22 protein-coding genes are annotated in these 23896 nt (G+C 57.8%); 8 read left to right on the top strand and 14 right to left on the bottom strand.

The annotated features are described in order from the left end of the window. Both AB4Y96_RS06135 and AB4Y96_RS06130 read right to left on the bottom strand, forming a co-directional pair. Window positions 1–474, bottom strand: a complete 474-nt coding sequence (locus AB4Y96_RS06135; protein ID WP_441916279.1) for a GNAT family N-acetyltransferase — start codon at window positions 472–474, stop codon at window positions 1–3. Further along, window positions 474–1586, bottom strand: coding sequence for an S-(hydroxymethyl)glutathione dehydrogenase/class III alcohol dehydrogenase (locus tag AB4Y96_RS06130; protein WP_091878813.1), 1113 nt, complete (start codon window positions 1584–1586; stop codon window positions 474–476). The genes AB4Y96_RS06135 and AB4Y96_RS06130 overlap by 1 nt, the downstream gene beginning before the upstream one ends. 200 nt (window positions 1587–1786) lie before the next feature. Here AB4Y96_RS06130 and hrpB point away from each other — a divergent pair, with 200 nt between their 5' ends. The 3 genes from hrpB to AB4Y96_RS06115 all read left to right on the top strand — a co-directional run bounded on the left by hrpB (window position 1787) and on the right by AB4Y96_RS06115 (window position 6247). Next, on the top strand, window positions 1787–4234 hold the full coding sequence (gene hrpB, locus AB4Y96_RS06125) for an ATP-dependent helicase HrpB (protein ID WP_441916278.1): 2448 nt from the start codon (window positions 1787–1789) through the stop codon (window positions 4232–4234). A 76-nt stretch (window positions 4235–4310) separates the two neighbouring features. Beyond that, complete coding sequence (locus AB4Y96_RS06120; protein WP_441916277.1) at window positions 4311–5615, top strand: ActS/PrrB/RegB family redox-sensitive histidine kinase; 1305 nt, start codon at window positions 4311–4313, stop codon at window positions 5613–5615. Window positions 5616–5683: 68 nt separating this feature from the next. After that, window positions 5684–6247, top strand: coding sequence for an ActR/PrrA/RegA family redox response regulator transcription factor (locus AB4Y96_RS06115; RefSeq protein ID WP_091878818.1), 564 nt, complete (start codon window positions 5684–5686; stop codon window positions 6245–6247). Window positions 6248–6549: 302 nt separating this feature from the next. Here AB4Y96_RS06115 and AB4Y96_RS06110 read toward each other — a convergent pair whose 3' ends face one another. Continuing rightward, complete coding sequence (locus tag AB4Y96_RS06110) at window positions 6550–7044, bottom strand: MmcB family DNA repair protein (RefSeq protein WP_091878819.1); 495 nt, start codon at window positions 7042–7044, stop codon at window positions 6550–6552. A gap of 179 nt (window positions 7045–7223) precedes the next feature. On the opposite strand from AB4Y96_RS06110, the gene AB4Y96_RS06105 reads away from it, so the two are divergent. Both AB4Y96_RS06105 and AB4Y96_RS06100 read left to right on the top strand, forming a co-directional pair. Continuing rightward, on the top strand, window positions 7224–7841 hold the full coding sequence (locus tag AB4Y96_RS06105; protein WP_091878821.1) for a L,D-transpeptidase: 618 nt from the start codon (window positions 7224–7226) through the stop codon (window positions 7839–7841). A 137-nt stretch (window positions 7842–7978) separates the two neighbouring features. After that, on the top strand, window positions 7979–9607 hold the full coding sequence (locus AB4Y96_RS06100) for an alpha-D-glucose phosphate-specific phosphoglucomutase (protein ID WP_441916276.1): 1629 nt from the start codon (window positions 7979–7981) through the stop codon (window positions 9605–9607). Window positions 9608–9808: 201 nt separating this feature from the next. Here AB4Y96_RS06100 and AB4Y96_RS06095 read toward each other — a convergent pair whose 3' ends face one another. Both AB4Y96_RS06095 and AB4Y96_RS06090 read right to left on the bottom strand, forming a co-directional pair. Beyond that, window positions 9809–11026, bottom strand: coding sequence for an Mrp/NBP35 family ATP-binding protein (locus tag AB4Y96_RS06095; protein WP_091878825.1), 1218 nt, complete (start codon window positions 11024–11026; stop codon window positions 9809–9811). Window positions 11027–11150: 124 nt separating this feature from the next. Continuing rightward, window positions 11151–11609 carry a carboxymuconolactone decarboxylase family protein gene (locus AB4Y96_RS06090; protein ID WP_091878827.1) on the bottom strand — a complete coding sequence of 153 codons (459 nt, stop codon included), beginning with the start codon at window positions 11607–11609 and terminating at the stop codon, window positions 11151–11153. 141 nt (window positions 11610–11750) lie between these two features. Here AB4Y96_RS06090 and AB4Y96_RS06085 point away from each other — a divergent pair, with 141 nt between their 5' ends. After that, window positions 11751–12614: a sigma-70 family RNA polymerase sigma factor gene (locus AB4Y96_RS06085; protein WP_441916275.1), complete on the top strand. Its 864-nt coding sequence runs from the start codon at window positions 11751–11753 to the stop codon at window positions 12612–12614. 49 nt (window positions 12615–12663) lie between these two features. Here the strand turns inward: AB4Y96_RS06085 and AB4Y96_RS06080 are convergent, their stop codons facing one another. The 9 genes from AB4Y96_RS06080 to hutI form a co-directional block, all read right to left on the bottom strand. Continuing rightward, entirely contained in the window at window positions 12664–13254 is a 591-nt protein-coding gene (locus tag AB4Y96_RS06080; protein ID WP_091878830.1) for an SCO family protein, read from the bottom strand. Further along, window positions 13254–13790 (bottom strand): copper chaperone PCu(A)C, encoded by a 537-nt coding sequence (locus tag AB4Y96_RS06075; RefSeq protein ID WP_091878831.1) that lies wholly within the window; start codon window positions 13788–13790, stop codon window positions 13254–13256. Before AB4Y96_RS06075 ends, AB4Y96_RS06080 begins: the two co-directional genes overlap by 1 nt. 23 nt (window positions 13791–13813) lie before the next feature. After that, window positions 13814–15178, bottom strand: coding sequence for a PepSY-associated TM helix domain-containing protein (locus tag AB4Y96_RS06070; RefSeq protein ID WP_441916274.1), 1365 nt, complete (start codon window positions 15176–15178; stop codon window positions 13814–13816). 116 nt (window positions 15179–15294) lie between these two features. Then, window positions 15295–15678 (bottom strand): hypothetical protein, encoded by a 384-nt coding sequence (locus AB4Y96_RS06065; RefSeq protein WP_441916273.1) that lies wholly within the window; start codon window positions 15676–15678, stop codon window positions 15295–15297. 89 nt (window positions 15679–15767) lie between these two features. Then, window positions 15768–16319 (bottom strand): HutD/Ves family protein, encoded by a 552-nt coding sequence (locus tag AB4Y96_RS06060; RefSeq protein WP_441916272.1) that lies wholly within the window; start codon window positions 16317–16319, stop codon window positions 15768–15770. Continuing rightward, complete coding sequence (hutU, locus tag AB4Y96_RS06055; RefSeq protein WP_441916271.1) at window positions 16319–17989, bottom strand: urocanate hydratase; 1671 nt, start codon at window positions 17987–17989, stop codon at window positions 16319–16321. The genes AB4Y96_RS06060 and hutU overlap by 1 nt, the downstream gene beginning before the upstream one ends. 2 nt (window positions 17990–17991) lie before the next feature. Continuing rightward, a complete protein-coding gene (gene hutG / locus AB4Y96_RS06050; RefSeq protein WP_441916270.1) occupies window positions 17992–18792 on the bottom strand; it encodes an N-formylglutamate deformylase in 801 nt (266 codons plus the stop codon). Beyond that, window positions 18789–20330 carry a histidine ammonia-lyase gene (hutH, locus tag AB4Y96_RS06045; RefSeq protein ID WP_441916269.1) on the bottom strand — a complete coding sequence of 514 codons (1542 nt, stop codon included), beginning with the start codon at window positions 20328–20330 and terminating at the stop codon, window positions 18789–18791. Before hutH ends, hutG begins: the two co-directional genes overlap by 4 nt. Window positions 20331–20332: 2 nt before the next feature. Then, entirely contained in the window at window positions 20333–21526 is a 1194-nt protein-coding gene (hutI, locus tag AB4Y96_RS06040; protein ID WP_441916268.1) for an imidazolonepropionase, read from the bottom strand. A gap of 85 nt (window positions 21527–21611) precedes the next feature. Here hutI and AB4Y96_RS06035 point away from each other — a divergent pair, with 85 nt between their 5' ends. Together AB4Y96_RS06035 and AB4Y96_RS06030 are read left to right on the top strand one after the other, a co-directional pair. Further along, entirely contained in the window at window positions 21612–22994 is a 1383-nt protein-coding gene (locus tag AB4Y96_RS06035) for a formimidoylglutamate deiminase (RefSeq protein ID WP_441916267.1), read from the top strand. Then, window positions 22991–23692: a GntR family transcriptional regulator gene (locus tag AB4Y96_RS06030; RefSeq protein ID WP_441916266.1), complete on the top strand. Its 702-nt coding sequence runs from the start codon at window positions 22991–22993 to the stop codon at window positions 23690–23692. Before AB4Y96_RS06035 ends, AB4Y96_RS06030 begins: the two co-directional genes overlap by 4 nt. Window positions 23693–23896 lie beyond the last annotated feature (204 nt).

The raw sequence follows: 23896 nt of genomic DNA, 5'->3' as shown, positions 1-23896 counted from the left end.
CTACCCCGCTTTTGCCGTCACTGGCCGTTGCATATCCACATGAGGAATATTGTCTTCGAGATATTCCCCGGAAACCGGCAAAAAGCCAAAGGATTCGTAAAACCGCTGCAAATGGCTTTGGGCCGACAAAGCAATCGGGCTATCCGGGTAGCGCCGTTCACATTCAGCAATCGCCTCCGCCATCAGCCGATCACCCAGCCGCTTGCCGCGATGAACAGGCGAGACGACGACCCGGCCGATACGCGCATCGCTGCCAGCGCCATGCGGCTGGCGCAGGCGGGCGCTTGCCACCAGCTCATCACCGCTGAAAAGCCTCAGATGCAACGCCTCAATGTCTTTGCCATCCAATTCCGGATAGGGGCATTTCTGCTCGACAATGAACACATCAACCCGCATGCGCAGCATGGCATAGAGATCGCGCGGGCCGAATTCATCAATCCCGCGCACATCCACCGTGTAATCGGCAGGGTCCATCAGAAGACCACAACCGAGCGGATCGACTTGCCTTCGTGCATCAGATCGAAGGCGGTGTTGATTTCATCAAGCGGCATGGTGTGGGTGATGAGCGAGTCGATCTCGATCTTGCCTTCCATGTACCAGTCGACGATTTTCGGCACATCCGTGCGGCCGCGCGCGCCGCCGAAGGCGGTGCCACGCCAGTTGCGCCCGGTGACGAGCTGGAACGGCCGGGTTGCAATTTCCTTGCCGGCTTCCGCAACGCCGATAACAATGCTGGTGCCCCAACCACGATGGCAGCATTCCAGCGCCTGCCGCATGACATTGGTATTACCAGTGGCATCAAAGGAGAAATCCGCACCGCCATCGGTCAAGTCCTGAATGGCCTGCACGACCTTGTCATTGCCCACTTCGTTGGGGTTGACGAAATGGGTCATCCCGAACTTTTTCGCGATCTCAACCTTGGCTGGATTGAGATCAACGCCGATGATCTTGTCCGCACCTACCATGCGGGCACCCTGAATGACATTGAGGCCGATACCGCCAAGGCCAAACACGACAACATTCGCGCCGGGCCAGACCTTGCCCGTATAGATAACCGCGCCGATGCCCGTCGTTACACCGCAGCCGATATAGCAAATCTTGTCAAATGGCGCGTCCTCGCGCACTTTCGCCAAAGCGATCTCAGGCAGGATGGTGAAATTGGAGAAGGTCGAGCAACCCATATAATGGAACACTTCACCGCCATCGCAGGAAAAGCGGCTGGTACCATCGGGCATAACGCCCTGGCCTTGAGTCGAGCGGATGGAGGTGCAGAGATTGGAGCGTTGCGACAGACAGGTTTTGCACTGGCGGCATTCCGGCGTGTAAAGCGGGATGACGTGATCGCCGACTTTCAGCGACGTGACGCCAGCGCCGAGTTCGCGCACAATGCCTGCGCCCTCATGGCCAAGGATGGCGGGAAATTTGCCTTCGGAATCAAGGCCGGAGAGCGTGTAAGCATCCGTATGGCACACGCCGGTGGCCATGACTTCCACCAGAACCTCGCCCGGCTTCGGCCCGCCAATCTCGATTGTCTCGATGGTCAGTGGCTTCTTGGCTTCCCAGGCAACGGCGGCGCGCGATTTCATTCAAACTCTCCCTGATACGTCTTTTAAGTGCGGTGTACTGATTTGCTGTTGTGCAGGATGATAGCCGGTGTCGTCAATCAAATCGGCGACATTTCCCGTCGCCGATCAGGGCAACTGGTAGGAAGGGAAACACAAGGCTATGGACTTGCGACAGTAAACCTTGTCAAAACGGCCTGACATTTCATCCTTGGATTTCGCCCGTGCCCGATCTGCCTCTCCTGCCCGTTACCGAGATTTTTCCAGCGCTGGATGAAGCGCTGGCAGGTGGCCATGCGGCGGTTGTCGTTGCGCCGCCCGGTGCGGGCAAGACAACGCTCATTCCCCTGCACCTGCTTGACGCCAGCTGGCGCGGCGAGCGCACCATTATCCTGCTTGAACCGCGCCGTCTGGCAGCGCGGGCAGCAGCAAGCCGCATGGCCAGCCTGCTTGGCGAGGAGGTTGGCGCGACCGTTGGCTACCGCATGCGGCTTGAAAACAAGGTTTCGGCGAGGACACGCATTCTGGTTGTGACCGAAGGTGTTTTTGCCCGGATGATCCTTGATGATCCTGATTTAAAGGACGTCGCGGTGGTGCTGTTCGATGAATTCCACGAGCGTAGTCTCGATGCGGATTTCGGTCTGGCGCTGGCGCTTGATGTGCAGGCAGCCTTGCGGCCGGATCTGAAACTTCTGGTGATGTCGGCAACGCTTGATGGCGCGCGCGTTGCGCAGCTTTTGGGAAATGCGCCTGTGCTGGAAAGCAAAGGCCGTTCATTCCCCATCGAAACGCGTTATCGCGAACGCAAGCCCGATGAAAAGATCGAAGATGCCATGGCCAGAGCGATCCGCGATACGCTGGCGACCGAGACCGGAAGCATCCTCGCCTTCCTTCCCGGCCAACGCGAGATCGAGCGAACAGCAGGGGCGTTGGAGGGGCGTGTCGGCGCAGATACGATGATCGTGCCACTCTATGGCGCGCTTGAGGGACGCGATCAGGACGCGGCAATCAAGCCTGCACCTGCGGGCAAGCGCAAAGTGGTGCTGGCCACCTCCATCGCCGAGACGTCAATCACCATCGACGGCGTGCGCGTTGTCATCGATAGCGGCCTTGCGCGCCTGCCAAAATTCGAACCGGCAACCGGCCTGACCCGGTTGGAAACAGTGCGCGCCGCCCGGGCAGCGGTCGACCAGCGGGCGGGACGTGCGGGGCGCACGGAACCGGGCATTGCCTTGCGCCTGTGGCGGGCCGAACAAACGGCGGCACTGGAAGCATTCGCGCCACCCGAAATTCTCGAAGCTGATCTTACCGGGCTGGTGCTTGATTGTGCGGCATGGGGTGTTGGCGATCCGCGCAGCCTGTCATTTCTCGATTTGCCGCCAGCGCCTGCCATCAAGGAAGCCAAAGCCCTGCTTGAAAACCTTGGCGCGCTGGGCGGCGACCGCATTACCCCGATGGGCAATGCCATGCGCGCCCTCGCCCTGCCGGCGCGTCTGGCGCATATGGTGTTGACAGCGCGCGAACGCGGACAGGCCGGGCGCGCGGCGGAGCTTGCGGTGCTTCTGACCGAACGCGGGCTTGGCGGCAATGATATCGACCTTGATGTGCGTCTTTCCCGCTTCCAGCGCGAACGCGGCGACCGCGCAACACGTGCGCGAGGGCTGGCAAAGCGGCTGGCGGGACGCGACGCCGGGCACGCGCCGGAACCGGATAGCGTCGGGCGCCTGCTCATTGATGCCTATCCTGATCGTATCGCCAAATCGCGCGGCAATGGACAGTTCACGCTGGCCAACGGGCGCGGCGGCGAGGTTGACGCGGCGACCTCTCTGGCACGCTCTCCATGGCTGGTGGTTGCCGATCTGGCAGGCAGGGCTGGAAAAGCCCGCATTCTGGCGGCAACAGAAATATCCGAAACGGAAATCCGCGCGGCGCTGGCGGATCGCATTATCAGCGGAAAGCAGGTCACATACGATGCCGCCCGCAATGCTTTGCAGGCCCGCGATGCCACCCGTATCGGGGCCATAGCGCTATCGGAAAAGAACCTGCCTGCACCCACAGGCGAACAGGCCAACCAAGGTGTTGTCGAAGCGGTGCGCAATCATGGTCTCGATATCCTGCCCTGGTCGAAGGAAGCGATGATCCTGCGGCGGCGGCTCGCATGGTTGCACAAGGGGCTTGGCGCGCCATGGCCATCCATGGCGGATGCGGATCTGATCGCGACACTCGATGATTGGCTGCTGCCATTCCTGTCAGGCGCATCAAATCTCAACCAGATACCCGTGCATGTGCTGACGGATGGATTGCGTTCGCTGGTGCCTTACGATTTGCAACGCAAGATCGACACATTGGCACCGACGCATTTCGAGGTACCAACAGGATCGAACATTCCCATCCGCTATGACGCCGATGACCCCGTTCTCGCGGTGCGTGTGCAGGAACTGTTCGGGCTTGGCACCCATCCTGCTATCGCCGAGGGTACAATCCCGCTGCTGCTTGAGCTCCTCTCCCCCGCACACCGGCCAATCCAGATTACCCGTGACCTGCCGGGGTTCTGGAAAGGCTCATGGGCGGATGTGCGCAGCGACATGCGCGGGCGCTATCCAAGACATGTCTGGCCTGAGGACCCGGCGCAGGCCCTGCCCACCAGCCGCGCCAAGCCGCGCGGCACCTAAGTCCCGATCCTGGAACCGTAACCAACGACGTAAAACGAGAATTCCCTTTGCATCGGGTTTGTTCTAAAGCTCGCCCATGGCTCAAGAATTCGGCATACGTTCCTCCTATCTGTCGCGGCGACTGCGGCTGACAACATTGATCCGCCTGCGCTGGCTGGCGGTTGCTGGTCAGAGCATCGCGGTTCTCTTTGTCGCGCTCTATCTGAAATTCCCGTTCCCGGTCAGCATCTGCTTCGCATTGATTGCCTGCTCGGCATGGTTGAATCTGCTTTTGTCGTTCCGCTACCCGATCAATCACCGCCTTGAACCACGGGCGGCGATCACCGTTCTTGCCTTTGACATTCTGCAGGTGGCTGGACTGCTTTATATGACTGGCGGTCTGCAGAACCCCTTTGCCGTCCTCATGATTGTTCCGGTTATTATCTCCGCCACATCACTGCCGGCATCATCCACCGTCATACTCGGCATTCTCGTGACGGTCTGCGCAACGGCACTGGCCTATTTCCATCTGCCCCTGCCCTGGTATCCTGATCAGACCTTGCAATTGCCCTTTGTGCTCGTCGCGGGCGTCTGGTGTTCTGTTGTCTCTGCGCTGGTCTTTACCGCTGTCTATGCTTACCGCGTTGCCGAAGAAGCCCGCCTGCTTGCCGACGCGCTCACCGCGACGGAACTGATCCTGCAACGCGAACAGCACCTTTCGGCACTTGATGGCCTTGCCGCAGCAGCAGCGCATGAACTTGGCACACCGCTTGCCACCATCGCGCTTGTCGCCAAGGAAATGCAGCGGGCACTGGCACAGGATGATCGCTTTGCCGAAGATGTCGAACTTTTACGCTCGCAGACTGATCGCTGCCGGGAAATTTTGAAGCGCCTGACCAGCCTTTCCTCCGAGAGCGAAGAGCATATGTCCCGGTTGAAGATTTCCTCGCTGATCGAGGAAGTCATCGAACCCAACCGCAATTTCGGCATCAGCATCGAGGTAACAAAACTGCGCGGCGAAGGCCACGAGCCGGTTATCCGCCGCAATCCGGGTATCATTTATGGCCTTGGCAATCTGGTTGAGAACGCCGTGGATTTCGCCCGCGAGACCATTGAGGTCAGTTGGGGCTGGACTGACAAGACGGTGCAGATTGTCGTCGCCGATGACGGAAAAGGTTTCCCGGCTGATATTCTCGACCGAATCGGCGAGCCCTATACCACTGGCCGCGACCGCGAGATCAATGAACATGGTGGCGGCCTGGGCCTCGGGCTGTTCATCGCCAAAACCCTGCTGGAACGCTCTGGCGCAGCCATAACCTTCCGTAATCGCAATGATCCGGGCCAAGGCGCGGAAGTTGTTGTGACTTGGCCGCGCAACCAACTTGATGAACAAAACGGATAACCTTTGACTTTTTGTTCATTGCGAACCATTAACGGAGTATATTTGTAAGAAATGAGCAGGAAACCCTGATGGAACACACGGATCAGGACGATATTGCGGCCATAGGCGGCGATCGAACGTTGTTACTTGTTGACGACGACAAGCCCTTTTTGCAGCGCCTTGCGCGCGCCATGGAATCCCGCGGGTTTACGGTGGCGATCGCTGAATCGGTCGAAGCCGGACTTGCCAGCGTCAAGACGCACGCACCTGCCTATGCGGTTGTTGACATGCGCCTTGGTGATGGCAATGGTCTCGATATCATCGAAGCAATCCGGGCGCGCCGCGAAGATACCCGCGCAATTGTCTTAACCGGCTACGGCAATATCGCGACTGCTGTTAATGCCGTGAAGCTGGGTGCCATCGATTACCTGTCGAAGCCTGCCGATGCGGACGAGGTGTTTGCTGCACTGACCCGGCGCTCCGGTGCCAAGGTTGCTCCGCCTGAGAATCCGATGTCAGCGGATCGTGTTCGCTGGGAGCATATTCAGCGTGTCTATGAAATGTGTGACCGCAATGTTTCCGAAACAGCGCGCCGCCTCAACATGCATCGCCGCACGCTGCAACGCATCCTCGCCAAACGCGCCCCGCGCTGAGTTTCTATGTCATCGGTTTTTGCAGCCTATGCAGTAGGCGCAACTCACCATGACAGAGACACGCCTCCCGTCATCCTCGGGCTTGACCCGAGGACCCATGATCGAGAAACACGGGAGTTACCGGCATTGTAGTGGTTTTGCCGCTTTGTCGTGGGTCCTCGGGTCAAGCCCGAGGATGACGGAAAGAGGGGCATGGCCCATTTTTCTGCAATCTCTGCGATTAGCGTTGCATCCTCACTCTCCCTCATGGTGAGCTTGTCGAACCACGAACCTGCAACAACTCTGCAACACATCACAAACACCTACTCCACATCCGTCTCAGGCAAATGTATCCCCGACAGTTCAGCAAGCGTCATGCGTGCAGCGCTTACCCGCGCAAAACGCAGGGTCATCGCCTTGCGGGTGGCGCCGGGCAATTTGTGCTCCGGGGCATCGCGCAGGATTTCAGCGCCATAACCATCCGATAATATGAACCCGCAATCATCAGGGAAAATATCTGCCGGAACGCCGGGATGGGTGGCAAAGAACAGCCTGTCGCAATGGGCGCGGTATTCGGGCCATTTCCTGTCGACCTTCCAGTCCTCAATCGATGACTTGATTTCAACAATCCATATTTCACCATTACGCGACAAAGCCACCAAATCCGCACGTCGTCCGGAGGCCAGCGGCAGCTCCGGCACGACAGCCAAACCAAGCTCCAGAAACAGCCGCTGCACGCCGCGGCGCACCAGCATGGCATTTTCTGACTGGCGTCCATCGATGAGCGGACTGGTCTGACCGGGAATCACAAGGGGCATGGCGCAAGTATCTTTGAAAACTCTGCAACCGAATACGGCAAAAATGCACCAGTTGGTTGAAGAAAACGTGGTTAACAGAAAACTACGCTTTACGGTTAATCAAGCATTAACAATAATGGCAGTAATGAGGGAAGACAACTGAATCGCCTTGGATTCGGCCAATACTTGATGGGGTGACTATGCAACTCAAGACGATCGCTCTTGCAGTTGGACTGATGGGTGCAACTGCTCTGACCGGCTGTTCCACGTTCGGCTTCAACTATTCAACTGCCTCCTATTCTTCTGTGACTGACGCGGGATATGTGCTTCCAGCCATTCCACGCGCCAAAATTCCTCCGCAGTTCCTGCGTCAGGAAGTTCGCTATGATAGTGGGGAAGCACCGGGGACAATCATTGTCGATACCAATGCAAAGTTCCTCTACTTCATGCTTGGGGATGGTCGCGCCATGCGTTACGGCATCGGCGTCGGCAAGCAGGGTTTTGAATGGTCCGGCTCTGCACGCATTGCCCTGAAGCGCGAATGGCCAACCTGGACACCGCCAAAGGAAATGATCAAGCGCAAGCCGGAACTGGCTGAATTCCGCGACGGCATGGACCCCGGCCTGCAAAATCCGCTTGGCGCACGTGCGCTCTACCTCTTCAACAAGGGCGGCGATACGGGCTACCGCCTGCACGGCACGCCGGAATGGTGGTCCATCGGCAAGGCGATGTCCTCCGGCTGTATCCGCCTAATGAATCAGGACATTATCGACCTCTTCAACCGTGCCGAAGTGGGCGCGAAAGTCGTGGTTCTTTAATTTTCCGACTTATGAATTGCACGAAAAGGCTGCCTCTCGGGCGGCCTTTTTATTTATCGAACTGATTTTTGCCTTGTTGACCTGATCGACAAGGCGCTCATAGATTGTTCTCAATGCGCATAACCGGGAAGGTCCACATGTTTAAAACCGTAGCCACCACGCCATTTGACGATCAGAAGCCGGGAACATCCGGACTGCGCAAGAAAGTTCCCGAATTCAAGCAACCGAACTATGTAGAGAACTTCATCCAGTCGGTGTTCGATTCGCTGGACGGCTATAAAGGCAAGACTTTGGTAATCGGCGGTGACGGGCGCTATTATAATCGCGAAGTCATCCAGATTGCCGTGAAGATGGCGGCGGCCAACGGGTTTGGCCGGGTCCTTGTCGGTCATCACGGCATTCTTTCAACACCGGCTGCCTCCAATGTCATTCGCAAGTACAAGGCGTTCGGCGGCCTTATTCTTTCCGCCAGCCACAATCCGGGTGGTCCAACCGAAGATTTCGGCATCAAATACAATATCAGCAATGGCGGTCCGGCCCCCGAGAAGATCACTGATGCGGTCTTTGCCAACTCCAAGGTGATCAAGGAATACAAGATCGCGGAAGCCGCTGACATCGACATCGATACCGTTGGCAAGCAGCAGCTCGCAGGTATGGATGTCGAGATTATCGATTCCGTCTCCGACTATGCGGAGCTGATGGAAACGCTGTTCGATTTCGATGCCATCCGCGCATTGATCAAGTCAGGCTTCACGCTACGCTTCGATTCCATGCATGCCGTGACCGGCCCCTATGGCAAGGAAATCCTCGAACACCGTCTTGGTGCGCCTGACGGCACCTGCGTGAATTTTGTGCCGCTGGAGGATTTCGGCGGACACCATCCCGATCCCAACCTCGTCTATGCCAAAGATCTCTACGATCTGCTGATGTCCCCGGATGGCCCTGATTTTGGCGCTGCGTCCGATGGCGATGGTGATCGCAATCTGATTATCGGCAAGGGCATGTATGTCACCCCGTCGGACTCACTGGCGATGCTGGCAGCCAATGCGCATCTTGCGCCCGGCTATAAGGCTGGGCTCAAAGGCATTGCCCGTTCCATGCCCACAAGCGGCGCTGCGGATCGCGTGGCCGAAAAGCTGAAAATCGGCATGTACGAGACGCCGACGGGCTGGAAGTTCTTCGGCAATCTGCTTGATGCGGATATGGCAACGATCTGCGGTGAGGAAAGCTCAGGCACCGGCTCCAATCACGTCCGCGAAAAGGATGGTCTGTGGGCCGTTCTGCTCTGGCTCAACATCCTTGCCGTGCGCAAGGAAAGTGTTCAGCAGATCTCACGGGAACATTGGGCCACCTATGGGCGCAATTACTATACCCGCCACGATTACGAGGAAGTCGATTCGGCATCCGCCAATGGCTTGGTCGACACCTTGCGCGCCAAGTTGCCGACATTGGCTGGCAAGACCGTGCAGGGGCTGACAATCACCACGGCGGATGATTTTGCCTATCACGATCCGGTCGACAAATCGGTGAGCCAGCACCAGGGCATCCGCATCCTCTTTGAGGGTGGTTCGCGCATTGTCCTGCGCCTTTCCGGAACAGGAACATCGGGGGCAACGCTGCGGCTCTATATCGAGCGCTATGAGGCAGACCCGAAGCGCCACGGCCTTGAAACGCAAGCGGCTCTGGCAGACCTTATCAGCGCTGCGGACGAATTGACCGAGATAAAGACCCGCACCGGCCGCGATAAGCCGAGTGTGATTACTTGAGGAGCGGTTTCACCCCTCTCTGCCCTCTCGGGCATCTCCCCCACAAGGGGGGAGATCAGCTGTATTTGCCGCCTTTGCACAATCTGCAACGTTTCCTGTTGTGGGAAAGCGTTCATGCCAATGTGATCTCCCCCCTTGTGGGGGAGATGTCCGACAGGACAGAGGGGGGTGAAAACCACCCCACAAACACACAGAACACAGCTATTCAAACACGATAGCCGGAGCCGCCCTGCCCTGGGTCTTCGCCGTCTGCAACTGATCCCAGACCTTTGCTGCAATCTCGCGGTAAACCTTAGCCTGCGGCCCCTCGGGATTGCTGATCACAACGGGCGTTCCGGCGTCAGACATTTCGCGGATTTCCATTACCAGCGGCACTTCCCCGAGGAAGGGAACACCGAGCCGCTCCGCTTCCGCACGCGCTCCGCCATGACCGAAAATGTCATAGCGATTGCCGGTATCGGGCGCGATGAAATAGCTCATATTCTCGACGATACCGAGCAATGGCACATCGACTTTTTTGAACATGTTCAGGCCCTTGCGCGCATCGATCAGCGCCAGATCCTGCGGCGTCGAGACAATCACCGCGCCAGCCAGCGGCACCTGCTGTGCCATGGTCAATTGTGCGTCGCCGGTGCCGGGCGGCATATCGACAACGAGAACATCCAGATCGCCCCATTGCACTTCGCGCAGCATCTGCGTCAGGGCCGACATGACCATTGGGCCACGCCAGATCATCGGCGTTTCCTCATCGACGAGGAAGCCGATCGACATGACTTTCAGACCGTAGCCTTCCATGGGCTTGAGCACGCGGCCGGAGACGACTTCCGGTTTGCCTGAGATGTGCAAAAGGCGCGGCATGGACGGGCCATAAATATCCGCATCGAGAATTCCGACGCGGTGGCCATTGGCCTGCAATCCAAGCGCCAGATTGACGGCGGTTGTCGACTTGCCGACACCGCCCTTGCCGGAAGCCACAGCGATAATCGCGCCAACACCGGGAACACCTGATTTAACCGGCGCGGCGGCGTGGCCATGCTGGTGAGTTGCCGCAGGCTGTGCGGCAACGCGGGGCGGCGGAACAGCACCGGCAGGCGCGGGCCGCTGGGCAGGGCGTTGCGGGGCAGTAGGTGCCGGACGCGGTACGGCATCATCGCTGGTCGGGCCACCCTTTTTCTCGGCGGTCAGCGCGACAATAGCGCCCGCCACATCGGGCATGTTCTTGACAACCCGTTCGGCTGCAGAGCGCAGAGGCTCCAGTTCCTGGGCACGCGCCGCCGGAACAGTGATGGAGAAAAACACCTTGTTGTCAGCAATGAAAATATCCGAGACGAGCCCCAGATCGACAATATTGCTGTTGAAATCAGGTCCGGTCACTGTTTTCAGCTGATCGAGAACCTGCTCCTTGCTCACGCCTGCCATGCTTGTTGTCCCTATTATTTCCCAACGCTTCACATAGTGCAGTTGAACAGAAACGCCAATGGGGCAATGCGCATCATCCGCTGCGGCCGACCGTGAGGGCCACAGCGGAATGCATAAGTTGCGATCAGACTTTCCACACGCCCGGTATCTGCCGGGTGGCGATGTTGAGACGGTTCCACACATTGACGTTGGCAATAGCCAGAACGAGGTCTCCAAGCTGCCTTTCATCGAAATGCTTTGCGGCTTCATTCCAGATATCATCCGGTACCGGGTCGGATTTGTCGGCAACGCGGGTGACAGCTTCCGTCAATGCCAGTGCGGCCCGTTCGGCATCGGAGAAATAAGGCGTATCGCGCCATGCCGAGACGGCAAAGAGGCGCTCATCGGTTTCGCCAGCCTTGCGGGCCATGCGTGGATGCATATCAACACAGACGCTGCAGCCATTGATCTGGCTGGCCCGCAAATGGACCAGTTCCAGCATACCTTTGGGAAACTCGCTCGTGCTGGTGGAAGCGGCGAGCGCCTGCAAGGCTTTCATGGCTTCAGGATTGATCATTGCCGGGTTGCTCATACGTGCTTGCATTTTCTTTCCTCTCATTTTTCAGGGTCCGGTGTGCATAACCGGGCATTTGCTCTTGACGGTCCGGCGGCTCCGATTTCTTGTCACATCCGCCGGTTTTCGTTCGTCATTGCTTTGACGGAACAGGATGAGGAAATGTGACAGATGAACGAGAAAAAATTTCTGGCAGAGCAATTCGAGGCCAATCGCGCCCATTTGCGGCAGGTTGCCTACCGCATGCTGGGCTCCATGACCGAGGCCGAGGATGCGGTGCAGGAAGTGTGGCTGCGGCTCAACCGCGCGGAAATGGATGGTGTCGATAACCTTGGCGGGTGGCTGACAACCGTGATCTCCCGCATCTGTCTCGACATGCTGCGCGCGCGCAAATCCCGCCGTGAGGAACAACTGACCCCGCAAACGCCAGAACCGGTGGCGGGCGGCGATCCTGAACGCGATGTGGTGATGGCGGATTCAGTTGGTGCAGCGCTCTTGGTGGTATTGGAGAAGCTGGCCCCGGCGGAGCGGCTGGCTTTCGTGCTGCACGATATGTTCGGCGTGTCCTTTGACGAAATCGCGCCCATTGTCGATCGCACGCCGGATGCGGCGCGGCAGCTTGCCAGCCGGGCACGGCGGCGGGTGCAGGGAACGGAGACCACGCCGGAACGCAATCTCGCCCGGCAGCGTGAAGTGGTAACTGCCTTTCTGGCCGCGTCGCGTGGCGGAGATTTCAGCGCGCTTCTGGCGCTGCTTGATCCGGATGTGGTCTTCCGTGCCGACAGTACTGCGGTGCAGATGGGTTCACTTGCGGAAATTCGTGGTGCGGAGGCTGTGGCCAATACCTTCAAGGGACGAGCACAGGGCGCACTGCCAGCACTTATCGATGGTGCGCTGGCTATTGTTGTCTCTATCCAAGGTCAGTTGCGCGTGGTGCTGAACCTGACAATGATGGACGGAAAAATCACCGGTATCGAGGCTATTGCCGATCCAGAACGCCTCGGTGGCTTCGATCTGGTGATGCTGGACAATTGAACCCTCATGAACGAGGCCGGATATTGGCCTCGTTCATTGTTGCGGGAAATCAGGAAGCGATGAGAAGCCGTAGTTTCTTCAATGCCATCTCTGTGGTTTCCTTGTAGTCGATGGTGCTTTTCAGCCGGGCGTCCCGGTCCAGCAGCATCACCGATGCCGTGTGGTCCATGGTGTAGTCACCATTTTCCGTCGGCACCTTGCGGGCATAAATCTTCCAGCCCTTGATGAGTTTTTCGACTTCCTTGGGATCGCCGGTGATACCGGTGATCCGGTCGGTAAAGGCAGCGGTATAGCCCTTCATCACCTCGGGCGTGTCACGCTCGGGGTCAACGGAAATGAAAAAGACACGCAGATCCTTGCCTTCATCGCCCAGGGCTTTGAGCCAGCCCGCCATTTCAAACAATGTTGTCGGGCAGACTTCCGGACAGTGGGTAAAGCCGAAGAACAAGGCTGTCGGATGCCCCTCGAACGCCGCCTGGGTGATTGGCGCACCGTTCTGATCAATCAGAGAAAACGGAGCACCAAGTTTGACCGGCTCTATCTCATTGCCATTGCGGGCACTCAGATAGGTAAAGGCAAGGAAGATGATCAAGAGGCCGATGACCGACCACAGCGCTATACGGACATTGCGTACATTCATCACTGACCATGCCCCGTGGAGGTCGCACCGGCGGCTTCCACTTTCAGATTGACCTGAACTTTACCCGCCTTCTGGAATTCCAGCGTGACGGGAACGGTTTCACCCTGCTTCAGAGGCTGTTTAATCTCCAACAACATTAGGTGCATGCCGCCGGGCTCAAGTTCGATGGTTCCGCCAGCGGGAATTTCAACGCCATCCTTGAGCTGACGCATTTTCATCACTTCGCCGTCCATTTTCATTTCGTGGACTTCGACGCGGGCGGCGACCGGGCTGGAGCCGCCGAGCAGACGGTCGGCTTCCTTGGCTTCGTTGGTGATCGAGATATAGCCGCCGCCAACCTTGGCACCCGGCAATGTGGCGCGGGTGAAAGCATCAGTGAACACAAGATTGCCGACTTTCACCGCGTCCTGCGTCATATCTTTCTTCATCTTGGCTGCATCGCCCTTACCCATGGCCGCATGATCATGGGCCAGTGCAGGCACTGCAAAGGATGTCGCCAGAAGAGCAATGGCGGCAAATTTGAGAGTGGATTTCATGGACGTTCTCCAGTTCCGTTTGGTTACGAGAATACGCGTTTGAGCGGGGAAGGAATACGCTGGATCAGCTGATCCAGAACAAGCATCGCCAGAATGGCAAAACCGGTGAGCGGGAAGAGCACACCGAAGCCGAGGATGACCAAAGTCAGCGCCGCAAAGACGCTTTTTTGCGAAGGCATGGGCGGCACACCAAGACGACCGGAAGGACGACGCTTCCACCACATGACCATGGCGGAAACCGCCGCAAGGATGATGGCAAAGCAGGTGATGAGCATGACAATCTGGTTGAGGAGACCCCAATACTGACCCATGTGAACACCAATGCCGAACTCGATTGCCTTGGCACCCGCGCCATAATCGGCAAACTTCAGATCAACCAGCGGCTTACCGGTGTATTGATCGAAATGGATCGTCCGCTGTTTGGCGATATCATCGGGAAAGATCGCCGCCGTATAGACGCCTTCCGGATCGGATGGCAGCGAAACCTCGAAACCGGGGGTAATGCCTTCAGCCTTGGCGGATGTGACGATCTGATCGAGGCCAACACTTTTCACCACTCCATCGACTGTCGAGGTCGGAACCGGCGCGTTTTCTACGGTCCAACCCGCTTCTGTCAGCACATCCTTTGTCGGAATTTGCGATATGGGTGTCTCGTTCCAGAGCTGCGTGGGATAGCCAAGACCGTTATTTGCCAATGTTCCATTGAGCTTGTCGCCCCAATAGGACGACCAAGGCATGCCTGTGATGGCAAGAAAGAAGATCAGCGCACCGGCCACTGCACCAGTCACAGCATGCAGATCACGCCAGAACACCCGCTTGTCGGGCGTGCCGCGCACTGTAATGACGCCGCCTTTTTGTTTGCGCGGCCACCAGAGATAGAAGCCGGTGACAACGAGGATCAATGCGAGACCGCCAACGGCTTCGACCACCCGGTCAAGTGCAAGGCCGAAATAGACCAGACTATGGATCTTGCGCACGACCCAGTTGAACTCCTGCTTCTCGGCGACCTTGCCAAGAACAGAACCCGTATAAGGGTCAACAAAGACCAGCACCTTTCCGGCATCAGTGCCGACGATCACCCGTGCTGATTGGGTTGGTGTCGATGGATCGCGATAACGCAGGATTGTCGAACCGGGCACCGCCGCTTGTGCATTCTTGATCAGCAGTGATGGCGCAAGCACCTCATTATGGGGCGTGACGACATTGCGATAGGCAAAGACCGTATTGTCGATTTCATCCTTGAAGAGATAGAGGCCACCAGTGATGGCAAGATTGAGCATGAAAGGAATGACCAGAAGGCCAGCGAAAAAATGCCAGCGCCAGATGGCGCGGTAGAGAGATTGACTGATGTCTTTTGGCTTCTCCGAAGCCAGAGTTGAGACGCTCATGCGTGTTCCAATCGTCCGAAAGCAACAATGATTGGCCTTTGATCAGGCCAATGGACGCGCCGAAAATGGCGCAACCCTTCCGTTCGATGGCGGACCAGCGTGCGAAAGGGTTCCTGTCAGACGAGTGGGGGAGCCTGCGGCGGCGCTGCCGGAGGATAGAGGCTGCGGGCAATCAGAACCGCTTCGCGCTTGATGGCAAGCGAGCGAACAGGTTCAACCTTCAAGCCACCCGTATGGGGCGGGGTGGCAAGAATGAACGAAGCAGAGAGGCGGCAGGCTTCGCAGCTATTGCCGTGATAGGCGCTTTTGTGCGGGTTCTGATCACCACTACCGGGAAGGCAGAGCACAGGAACGGTGCCGTCAGGCAGCGTATAGGCGGCAAGATCAATCTGATCATTGGGCGAGGCTATGACGGGCTGATGGGCAAAGGCGACGAAGACAAGCGCCAGCGCGCACAGCATGCGCACCGCCAGTTGCCAATCGTATCCGTATTTGCGCATCACATCCCCATTTTGCGGTTCCGGCTAACCAGATACTCCAGCTCGGCGGCGAAATCTATGCGGCAAAGCGACAAATGCCCGGAGGATACTCATGAGGAGAGAGAATTGATCTCGATGAGCCATGCATGGGATGGCGCGGTTTCGAATGTTGCTGTTTCCAACGTTGCGAGATGCAATACATCGTCGGACCTGAGCGTTTCACCTGACACCAGCTGTGCATTATCGCGTAGAAGCACAAAAGTCTGCTCGGCGTCGCCACGCACAACCGCCCTGTCCAACCGGCTAACCCGCGCCTGATATCTTCCGCGCCTGATCATGATGTTGAGGTCCGTTACCGCATGCAGCACTTCCGCGCTGGTGGGCCTATCGCCGGGGAATCCCATGGCTGGACATGACGGATCGAGCTTTTCAGGCGATCCGCCGTCCACGGTCAGCACCATCTCGCCTTCAAGTACGACCAGCACCCGGTTGATCCCGGCAAAAGCCGAGAACGGACCTGAATCAGGCACCTTTGCCATGCTGATGCGCCAGTCGAAACTGTCGACCGATGCGCCTTCAGGAAAAACGGCAATTTCGGTGGTGACACCCTTGCCGTTCTTCCATGACATCTGCCGGTGATCAGCGGCGCGCAGGACGCGCATCAGCCGAGAATGCCCGGCAGGTTGAGGCCCTTCTCCCTGGCGCAATCAATGGCGATCTCATAACCCGCATCCGCATGGCGCATGACGCCGGTTGCCGGATCGTTCCAGAGAACCCGCTCAAGACGGCGCTTGGCATCATCAGTACCGTCAGCACAGATAACCATGCCCGCATGCTGCGAAAAACCCATGCCGACACCGCCGCCATGATGCAGCGAAACCCATGTGGCACCGGATGCCGTGTTGAGCAAAGCGTTGAGCAATGGCCAATCGGAAACCGCATCGGAACCGTCCTTCATGGATTCGGTCTCGCGGTTCGGCGAGGCGACGGAGCCAGAATCCAGATGATCACGACCGATGACAACAGGCGCCTTCAGCTCGCCTGTACGCACCATTTCGTTGAACGCAAGACCAAGGCGATGGCGATCACCCAGACCGACCCAGCAGATGCGCGCGGGCAGGCCCTGAAACGCGATACGTTCACGCGCCATATCGAGCCAGTTGTGCAGATGGGTATTGCCGGGTGTCAGTTCCTTCACCTTGGCATCGGTCTTGTAGATATCCTCCGGGTCGCCCGAAAGTGCAGCCCAGCGGAACGGGCCGATACCGCGGCAGAACAGCGGACGAATATAGGCAGGAACAAAACCGGGGAATGCAAAGGCGTTTTCAAGCCCCTCATCCTTGGCGACCTGACGGATGTTGTTGCCATAATCGAGCGTCGGCACACCGGCATTCCAGAAGGCAATCATCGCTTCCACATGTTCGCGCATGGAGGCGCGGGCGGCTTTTTCGACAGCCTTCGGATCACTCTCGCGCTTGGCTTTCCATTCAGCCATGCTCCAGCCCTTGGGCAGATAGCCGTTGATCGGATCATGGGCCGAGGTCTGGTCGGTGACGATATCAGGACGCACACCGCGCCGCACCAGTTCCGGCAGAATTTCAGCGGCATTGCCAAGAAGGCCCACGGACTTGGCTTCGCCAGCCTTGGTCCAGCGGTCGATCATTGCAAGGGCTTCATCCAGCGTTTCGGCCTTGGCATCAACATAGCGGGTGCGCAGGCGGAAATCGATGGAATCAGGATTGCACTCAACGGCAAGGCAGCAGGCACCGGCCATGACAGCCGCCAGCGGCTGCGCGCCGCCCATGCCGCCGAGACCGCCGGTCAGAATCCATTTGCCCTTGAGACTGCCGCCATAATGCTGACGGCCAGCCTCAACGAAGGTTTCATAGGTGCCCTGAACAATGCCCTGCGTGCCGATATAAATCCATGAACCGGCGGTCATCTGGCCGTACATGGCCAGACCCTTCTTATCCAGTTCGTTGAAATGGTCCCATGTAGCCCAATGGGGAACGAGGTTCGAATTGGCAATGAGCACGCGCGGTGCATCCGCGTGGGTGCGGAACACGCCAACCGGCTTGCCGGATTGCACGAGCAGCGTCTCGTCTTCGTTCAATGTCTTGAGCGTTGCGACGATCTTGTCAAAGTCGTCCCATGTGCGGGTGGCGCGGCCAATGCCGCCATAAACCACCAGTTCATTGGGGTTTTCGGCGACGTCCGGATCAAGATTGTTCATCAGCATGCGCAGGGGCGCTTCGGTCATCCAGGATTTGGTGTTGAGTTCCGTACCACGGGGGCTACGAATTTCTCTAATGTTATGGCGCGGATTGTTCATCATTAGCTCCCCAGCTTGAAAGCGGTTTGTTCGAGATTTTCGAGAATGTCTTTGAGATGTTTGCGCAAGCGCTCGGCCTTGGTTTCATCATAAGCAAAGGGCGGCGCTTCCGTCTGCAAATGGGTGGACTGCGCCAGTTCCATCTGGATCGCATGGATGCCCAGTTGCGGACGGCCGTAATACCGCGTCGTCCAGCCGCCCTTGAAGCGGCCGTTCATCACCCCATCATAACCGGATGCAGCAAGCGCAAATCGGCCCGTGGCGGCAGCCACTTCGGGGGCGCAACTGGTGCCCTGATTGGTGCCGATGTTGAAATCCGGCAGCTTTCCCTCAAACAGGAACGGGATGTGCGAGCGGATGGAGTGGCAATCATAGAGAATGGCAAGGCCGTGAATATCCTGCACACGCTTGATCTCTGCGGCGAGAGCCTCGTGATAGGGCTTGTGGAACTGTTCAAGCCGCGTTTGCGTGTCGGCGGCTGCAGGCTTTTCGCCATCGCGCCAGATCGCCCTGCCATCGAAATCCGTTTCAGGAATCAGGCCCGTGGTATTCTGTCCGGGATAAAGGCTCACACCCTCAGGGTCGCGATTGGCGTCGATGACATAACGATGGAACGTCGCACGCACCGTCGTCGCTTCAGGCAAAAGGCCATCATACAGCGTGTGAATGTGCCAGTCCGTATCAGCAAGCAGCTTGCCATTTTCATTGAGGCGGTCCCAGATATCAGCCGGAACCTCCGTGCCCGTATGCGGCAAGCCTAAAATGACCGGGGATGAACCCTGTTTGACGTCAACAACACTCATAGGGCGGTATCCAGTGCTGGCAGGATATCAGGGGAAATGGCGGCATTCAGAGCGCCGGAGCCAACAAGATCAGACACAGCCTTGAGGTCGGGCGCCATATAGCGGTCTTCATCCAGCGTCGGCACAACGGAACGGATCGCCGCATGGGCGCGGGAAAGTTCCGGGCTTGTTTGCAGCGGGCTGCGCAGATCAATGCCCTGCGCGGCGGTCAATGCTTCAATGCCAATGATCGAGAACAGATTGTCGGTCATCTGCAATAGGCGGCGCGCGCCGTGGCACGCCATGGACACATGGTCTTCCTGATTGGCTGATGTGGGGGTGGAATCGACCGATGCCGGATGCGACATCTGCTTGTTTTCTGACATCAGCGCAGCAGAAGTCACTTCGGCAATCATCAGACCGGAATTCAAACCGGGCTTGCGGGCGAGGAAAGCAGGAAGGCCATAGCTCAGGGCCGGATCAACCAGCAGCGCGATACGGCGCTGCGCAATCGAGCCGATTTCACAGATTGCAAGCGCAATCTGGTCCGCAGCGAAAGCCACGGGTTCCGCGTGGAAATTACCGCCCGAGACCACTGAACCATCGCTGAGAACCAGCGGATTATCGGTGACAGCATTGGCTTCGATTTCGAGCGTGCGGGCGGCCATGCGCAGGAGATCAAGACAGGCCCCGTCCACCTGCGGTTGGCAGCGAATGCAATAGGGGTCCTGAACGCGTTCGTCGCCTTCAATATGGCTTTCGCGGATCGGCGAATTTTCGAGGAGACGGCGGAGTGCTGCTCCCGTATCGATCTGGCCGCGATGACCGCGCAGGGTATGAATATCCGGATGGAACGGAGCGGAAGAGCCCATCGCCGCATCCGTCGAGAGCGCGCCGGTGATCAGAGCAGACTGCGCGGAACGGTGCGCGCGGAACAGGCCAGCCAGCGCCAGCGCCGTTGAAACCTGCGTACCGTTGATGAGTGCCAGCCCTTCCTTTGCGGCAAGCACAACCGGCTTCAGACCAGCCTTGGCAAGCCCTTCACCGGCGGGCATCTGGGTTCCTGCAAACACCACATCGCCCTCGCCAATCATTGCGGCAGCCATATGGGCCAGAGGTGCCAGATCGCCCGAAGCACCGACTGAACCCTTTTCAGGAATAACCGGGATAACACCCTTGGCGAGCATCCCTTCAATCAGGCTGATCAGTTCAGGGCGAACACCCGAAGCGCCGCGACCCAGTGAAATGAGTTTCAGCGCCATGATCAGCCGGACGATATTCTCCGGCAGCGCTTTACCAACGCCGCAGCAGTGCGACAGAATCAAATTGCGCTGGAGCGTTCCCACATCAGCCGCATCAATGCGGATCGAGGCAAGTTTGCCGAAGCCGGTATTGATGCCATAAACCGGCGCGTTTCCGGCGGCAATTTCGGCGATACGCGCAGCGGCAGCTTCGATGCCTTTATGGAACGATTGATCAAGCTTGACCGGCGTTCCCTGCCAGTAGATTTTTTCCAGTTCGGCAAGTGGAACGGAACCGGGATGGAGGACGACGGTCATGGTTAGGCCTTCAAGATGAGCTGGTGGAGGGGATTGAAGCCGATGCGGTAGCAAAGTTCTGCGGGCTGCGCGGCGTTCCAGATGGCGATTTCGGCGCGTTTGCCCGGAGTGATTGTGCCAAGATCATCCTGCAATCCAAGCGCATGGGCGGCTTCCCGTGTTGCGCCCGCCAGTGCCTCTTCGGCAGTCAGGCGGAACAGGGTACAGGCCATGTTCATGGTCAGGAGCAGTGATGTCAGCGGCGATGTGCCGGGATTGCAATCTGTAGCGATAGCGATACGCGCACCGGCTTCGCGCAGGGCTTTGACCGGCGGTGCCCGTTCTTCGCGCAGTGCATAGAATGCACCGGGCAACAGCACGGCAACCGTACCAGCAGCAGCCATCGCCTTTGCACCATCTTCATCGAGATACTCAAGATGATCGGCGGAGAGCGCGCCATAGGAGGCGGCGAGCTTTGCACCGCCAAGATTGGAAAGCTGTTCCGCATGCAGTTTGACCGGGATACCAAGTGCCTTTGCCCGGTCAAAAACGCGAGCAATCTGCGCGGGCGAGAAAGCTATGCCCTCGCAGAAGCCATCAACCGCATCAACCAGACCTTCCGCATGGGCGGCATCAAGACCGGGCAGGACTACTTCGCCGATATAATCATCCGCGCGCCCACGATATTCAGGCGGAACCGCATGGGCAGCAAGATAGCTGGTGCGGATGCGTGCTGGACGCAGCGTGCCAAGGCGACGCGCCACCCGCAGCATTTTCAGTTCCGTTTCGATATTGAGGCCATAACCGGATTTGATTTCAACGGTGGAAATACCTTCCGCCAGCAGGGTATCCAAGCGCGGCAGGCTTTGCGCGACGAGTTCATCTTCCGAAAGGCCATTGGTCGATTTGACCGAGGAGACAATACCGCCGCCTGCCCGGGCGATTTCCTCGTAACTTGCACCCTCAAGCCGCATTTCAAATTCACGCGCGCGGTTGCCGCCGAACACCAGATGGGTATGGCAATCGATCAGCGCAGGCGTTGCCAGGCGTCCGCCGAAATCCAGCGTCTCAACACCTTTCCAGTCACCCGGAATGGTCTCGCCGACCCAGGAAATACGATCATTTTCGATGCCGATGGCGCCCGCATCGATCAGGCCATAGGCCGCACCGGTATTCTCCAGCGTCGCAATTCTCAATCCGGAAAGAATTTTCCTCATTGGCCTTGATACCATCCCCATTAGCGCTTGCTCATGACGTTATTATGTATATACATATTATGTCAATCCGGGGATGAGAGAAGAAATGAGCGAAGCCAAAAAATCCGTTTTTGCGAATAAGGCCCTCACGGAAAACGGCTGGGAAAACGATGTTCTGGTGCAAATCGATGCAACTGGACAAATTATTTCCGTCAAAGCCAACAGCAACGCCCTCCCCAACAGCCACAGCACCGCTATCCTGCTTCCCGCTCAGGCCAATCTGCACAGTCACACCTTTCAACGCGCGATGGCGGGACTGTCAGAAGCGCGCAGCCCTGAGGGCCGGGATAGTTTCTGGACGTGGCGCGCGATCATGTACCGGTTTCTTGATATTCTCGACCCTGCGGATATTGAGGCCATCGCCGCCTTTGCTTTCGTCGAAATGCTTGAATCCGGTTATTCCAGCGTTGCAGAATTTCACTATGTTCACCACCAGCCGGGTGGAACGCCCTATGCGAGCCTTGGCGAGTTGTCCGAGCGGATCGCCGCTGCAGCCAGTGCCACCGGTATCGGCCTGACATTGCTGCCTGTCGCCTACGCGCAGGGCGGTGTCGATGGTCGGGCGCTTGCGGGCGGGCAATTGCGCTTTGGCAATGACGTTGAACGGTTTTCACAATTGGCTGAGGCGGCTGAAAAAGCAGCCCGCCAGACTGGGCCGGATGCCGGTTTCGGCGTTGCGCCGCATTCAATCCGCGCCGTCAATGAGCATGACCTTCTGGAGCTTGAGCGCCGGTTTAGAGCCATGCCGTTCCATATTCACATTGCTGAGCAGCTTCCCGAGCTGGAAGAGGTTCAGGCTGCCTATGGCCAACGCTCCATGAGCTGGCTGCTGGATCACCTGCCCGTCAATGAACGCTGGTGCCTCATCCACTCGACACATATGACGCCGGAAGAAACATTGCGCGTCGCCAAAAGCGGCGCGGTTGTCGGCCTTTGCCCGCTGACCGAAGCCAGCCTCGGTGATGGCATATTCGACGGTGTGCGCTATCTCAATGCGGGTGGACGCTTTGGTACGGGTTCGGATTCCAATATCCGCATTTCGCCATCGGAAGAATTGCGGCAGCTTGAATATAGCCAGCGCCTACGCGATGTCTCGCGGGTGACGCTTTCGGTTGATGGCAAGTCCAACGGGCGAACGCTCTATGACACAGCACTTAATGGCGGAGCACAGGCGCTTGGCCGCAATGCTGGCAGTCTGGCGTCCGGGAAATGGGCCGATATGGTCGCGCTCGATGCCGACAATCCTGCGATCCTTGGCCTTAAGGGCGACCGGCTGCTTGACGGCTGGATTTTTGCAGGCGACAGGCATGCGGTGACCGATGTGTGGTCGGCAGGCCGCCATGTGGTGCATAACGGACGCCATCATGCGCGCGAGCAAATTTTTGCAACCTACAAGACGCGGCTTGCGTCGATTCTGGAGCGGGTGTGACAGCAGCAGCGCGAAAATCCTTCCACGCCATCAAGGCTGAAATGGCCCGGCGCATCGCCGAGCGGGTCTGGGCTCCCGGAGCGCTTATTCCCGGCGAGGAAGTTTTATCGGTTGAGTTTGGCTGCGCCCGCGCAACTGTCAATCGCGCCCTGCAGGAATTGGCGCGTGGCGGTGTGCTTGTACGCAAGCGCAAGGCCGGAACACGGGTGGCCCTGCATCCAATGCGCGAGGCACGCTTCGTCATTCCTATTATCAGGCAGGAAATCGAGACAAAGGGCGGAAAATACCAATTCAAGCTGCTTTCCAACCGGGTTGAGAAAGCCCCCGCTAGCATTACCCAGCGCATGGGCCTCACCAAGGGCAAGGAGATGCTGCATGTACGGTGTCTGCATCTTTCCGATGGCAAGGCCTATCAATATGAGGACCGCTGGGTTAATCTGGATGCTGTGCCTTCCATTCGCGGTGAGACGTTTGAAACCATCAGCCCAAATGAATGGCTGGTGACCCACTCGCCGTTTTCACAGGCTGAAATTGTCTTTCACGCTGATGTGGCGGGGGCAGAAGAAGCCGATATTCTTGGTGTTGCCGAAAAGGATGCGGTGTTCATTGTCGAGCGCGTTACATTCGTGCCGCAGAAACCGATCACATTCGTGCGGATGATCCATCCCTCGTCCCACCGGATGGTCACGCAGCTTTAGGCTAATTCCTGAAATTCCTGAGAATGCGGTCGTACGGCTTCCACCCGTAAAGACGGCTGAGGTGCGGTGATTTGTCAGCTTGCCAGAACAATTGTCTACTAAAATACTCATAATTTCCTAGAATAATTCTAAGCTATTGATATTTTTCATTGTTTTCCGAAATTATCATTTGACTTTGAATCGAAGCATTGCCTTTATGCACGA

It is taken from the genome of Phyllobacterium sp. TAF24 (genome assembly GCF_052113785.1).
Taxonomy (GTDB): Bacteria; Pseudomonadota; Alphaproteobacteria; order Rhizobiales; family Rhizobiaceae; genus Phyllobacterium.
The sequence above is the reverse complement of the archived record's forward strand: the minus strand, read 5'-3'. Positions and strand labels throughout refer to the sequence as shown.

What these genes read in the sequence shown, in the direction of transcription:
- AB4Y96_RS06135 (WP_441916279.1), bottom strand. Translation starts at nt 474, where the DNA reads ATGGACCCTGCCGATTACACGGTGGATGTGCGCGGGATTGATGAATTC.
- AB4Y96_RS06130 (WP_091878813.1), bottom strand. Translation starts at nt 1,586, where the DNA reads ATGAAATCGCGCGCCGCCGTTGCCTGGGAAGCCAAGAAGCCACTGACC.
- AB4Y96_RS06120 (WP_441916277.1), top strand. Translation starts at nt 4,311, where the DNA reads ATGGCTCAAGAATTCGGCATACGTTCCTCCTATCTGTCGCGGCGACTG.
- AB4Y96_RS06115 (WP_091878818.1), top strand. Translation starts at nt 5,684, where the DNA reads ATGGAACACACGGATCAGGACGATATTGCGGCCATAGGCGGCGATCGA.
- AB4Y96_RS06110 (WP_091878819.1), bottom strand. Translation starts at nt 7,044, where the DNA reads ATGCCCCTTGTGATTCCCGGTCAGACCAGTCCGCTCATCGATGGACGC.
- AB4Y96_RS06105 (WP_091878821.1), top strand. Translation starts at nt 7,224, where the DNA reads ATGCAACTCAAGACGATCGCTCTTGCAGTTGGACTGATGGGTGCAACT.
- AB4Y96_RS06100 (WP_441916276.1), top strand. Translation starts at nt 7,979, where the DNA reads ATGTTTAAAACCGTAGCCACCACGCCATTTGACGATCAGAAGCCGGGA.
- AB4Y96_RS06095 (WP_091878825.1), bottom strand. Translation starts at nt 11,026, where the DNA reads ATGGCAGGCGTGAGCAAGGAGCAGGTTCTCGATCAGCTGAAAACAGTG.
- AB4Y96_RS06090 (WP_091878827.1), bottom strand. Translation starts at nt 11,609, where the DNA reads ATGCAAGCACGTATGAGCAACCCGGCAATGATCAATCCTGAAGCCATG.
- AB4Y96_RS06085 (WP_441916275.1), top strand. Translation starts at nt 11,751, where the DNA reads ATGAACGAGAAAAAATTTCTGGCAGAGCAATTCGAGGCCAATCGCGCC.
- AB4Y96_RS06080 (WP_091878830.1), bottom strand. Translation starts at nt 13,254, where the DNA reads ATGAATGTACGCAATGTCCGTATAGCGCTGTGGTCGGTCATCGGCCTC.
- AB4Y96_RS06075 (WP_091878831.1), bottom strand. Translation starts at nt 13,790, where the DNA reads ATGAAATCCACTCTCAAATTTGCCGCCATTGCTCTTCTGGCGACATCC.
- AB4Y96_RS06070 (WP_441916274.1), bottom strand. Translation starts at nt 15,178, where the DNA reads ATGAGCGTCTCAACTCTGGCTTCGGAGAAGCCAAAAGACATCAGTCAA.
- AB4Y96_RS06065 (WP_441916273.1), bottom strand. Translation starts at nt 15,678, where the DNA reads ATGCGCAAATACGGATACGATTGGCAACTGGCGGTGCGCATGCTGTGC.
- AB4Y96_RS06060 (WP_441916272.1), bottom strand. Translation starts at nt 16,319, where the DNA reads ATGCGCGTCCTGCGCGCCGCTGATCACCGGCAGATGTCATGGAAGAAC.
- hutU (WP_441916271.1), bottom strand. Translation starts at nt 17,989, where the DNA reads ATGAACAATCCGCGCCATAACATTAGAGAAATTCGTAGCCCCCGTGGT.
- hutG (WP_441916270.1), bottom strand. Translation starts at nt 18,792, where the DNA reads ATGAGTGTTGTTGACGTCAAACAGGGTTCATCCCCGGTCATTTTAGGC.
- hutH (WP_441916269.1), bottom strand. Translation starts at nt 20,330, where the DNA reads ATGACCGTCGTCCTCCATCCCGGTTCCGTTCCACTTGCCGAACTGGAA.
- hutI (WP_441916268.1), bottom strand. Translation starts at nt 21,526, where the DNA reads ATGAGGAAAATTCTTTCCGGATTGAGAATTGCGACGCTGGAGAATACC.
- AB4Y96_RS06035 (WP_441916267.1), top strand. Translation starts at nt 21,612, where the DNA reads ATGAGCGAAGCCAAAAAATCCGTTTTTGCGAATAAGGCCCTCACGGAA.